Raw genomic sequence first — 1795 nt, forward strand, 5'->3', positions numbered from 1 at the left:
GTGGGAGAGTAGGTCACTGCCAGGTAATTTGGACCATTAGCTCAGTTGGTTAGAGCAACCGGCTCATAACCGGTAGGTCCGGGGTTCGAGTCCCTGATGGTCCACCATAAAGAGTGATTAGATATACATTGTATGTCTAATCACTAATTCAATTTAATATGGGGATATAGCTCAGCTGGGAGAGCACCTGCCTTGCACGCAGGGGGTCAGGGGTTCGAATCCCCTTATCTCCACCAAAATATAGGAATAGGCAAACGAATTAAGAAGTTATTCGTTTGCCTATTGTGTTTTTTGGGCACAAGAAAACCTCCGTTGTTTATCTCGGAGGATGAATTGTGCCTTTAATTTTTAGGTTAAATGTCTAAAGATTAAACATTCTTTTGGTTTTGTATATACTTTTGAATTGTTTCAGAAGATACTGTTCCAGCAGTATCAATATAATATCCTCTACTCCATAAACCACTACTCCAAAATTTAGATTGTTTTAACTTGGGAAAGCCTTTGAATATCTCATTTGCAGATACACTTTTTAGCTTTTTAACTATATCTACTGGAGCAACAGTTGGTGGAGCAGATATGAAAAGATGAACATGGTCAGGCATTATTTCTTGTTCAATAAGTGCGTAGCTATAACAATGAAATATTACTTTAAAACATTTTGATAATTCATATCCTAATTCATCTTTAAAAATATTATGGCGATACTTAGGACAAAAAACAATATGATAATTGATGTTATATTTACTGTGACTTGTTGTCTTGGTTTTTGTATTTTTCAATGACATACTTCATACCTTCTTCAATTAAGTCATTAGCATTTGTTTTTAGTTTGATAGCCAATATTCTGATTTCAGTGTATAAATCTTCATCTTTAGAATTAAGGCATTTTCAAAAAAATAACTAGTCAGTATGCTAGTCTATTTTGCGAACTACTTCATCGTCGGAACCCGTTGATAGGACCTACTATCAGCGGAACCCAACTCTTTGTATTTCACAAAATATACGTCGCATCTTTGACTTGTTATTTTCTTTCAAATGCCTAAATGGGATAATTCATTAAAACAATGGTACTTAATTGTAATATACAATAAGCAGGAATGTGAGCAAATAGATAAAATTTTTGTTACACATGACAATGGTAAAACGTGAAAAGATATCAATAATAACTCTAACGATAATGATTTTGTTTGTTATTTTCAGAAAACAAGCAATACTTCATCGAAAGGACAATGGAAAATAATATATAAAAAGCAAATATGGCAATCACATGATGGATATACATGGTATAAACATTAATATAATCAATGTATACAAAAAATATCAAGATAAGCAGAAGAATACTTAACCTGGAATATCATTATGAGAATAATTATGAAAGAATAAGAAAATGACAGTATTATCAAGCAGAATACTATTTTTGATATTAGAATCAAATAATAATTTGTTTTAATGTGATAAGATATTACTTGTCGCTGCGGCGGACAAAGAAGTTCACAAAGCGGCGATGAGTAAACAGTCAAATGAGAGTTAAAAAAACTTTCAAAAAGCTGTTGACAAGAGCAAAAGTAATTTGCTATAATACAGAAGTCGCTTGAAGCGGCAGAGAAGAAAAGGTCTTTGAAAAGTAAACAGAGTAAGTAAGAAAAACTCGTAATTCTTTAGAGAATGAAGTCAGTAATGGCTTGAGCAAGATAAACTTTTAAATTGAGAGTTTGATCCTGGCTCAGGACGAACGCTGGCGGCGTGCCTAACACATGCAAGTCGAGCGATGAAGCTACCTTCGGGTAGTGGAATA

Annotated in this window: 1 protein-coding gene, 2 tRNA genes and 1 rRNA gene; 3 read left to right on the top strand and 1 reads right to left on the bottom strand. The window is 33.5% G+C overall.

The window, feature by feature from the left end:
• Positions 1-30: 30 nt before the first annotated feature.
• Both CLTEP_RS13870 and CLTEP_RS13875 read left to right on the top strand, forming a co-directional pair.
• Positions 31-107, top strand: a tRNA-Ile gene (locus tag CLTEP_RS13870).
• Between the two features lie 53 nt (positions 108-160).
• Positions 161-236: transfer RNA gene (locus CLTEP_RS13875), tRNA-Ala, on the top strand.
• Between the two features lie 132 nt (positions 237-368).
• On the opposite strand, the gene tnpA is transcribed toward CLTEP_RS13875, so the two are convergent.
• The gene (gene tnpA, locus CLTEP_RS13880; protein ID WP_066827659.1) at positions 369-785 is read right to left on the bottom strand and encodes an IS200/IS605 family transposase; all 417 of its coding nucleotides are present in this window, start codon (positions 783-785) and stop codon (positions 369-371) included.
• A gap of 915 nt (positions 786-1700) precedes the next feature.
• Between tnpA and CLTEP_RS13885 the strand changes: the two genes are divergently transcribed.
• Positions 1701-1795, top strand: a 16S ribosomal RNA gene (locus tag CLTEP_RS13885); the annotation flags it as partial.

It is taken from the genome of Clostridium tepidiprofundi DSM 19306, assembly GCF_001594005.1.
GTDB lineage: Bacteria > Bacillota > Clostridia > Clostridiales > Clostridiaceae > Clostridium_AC > Clostridium_AC tepidiprofundi.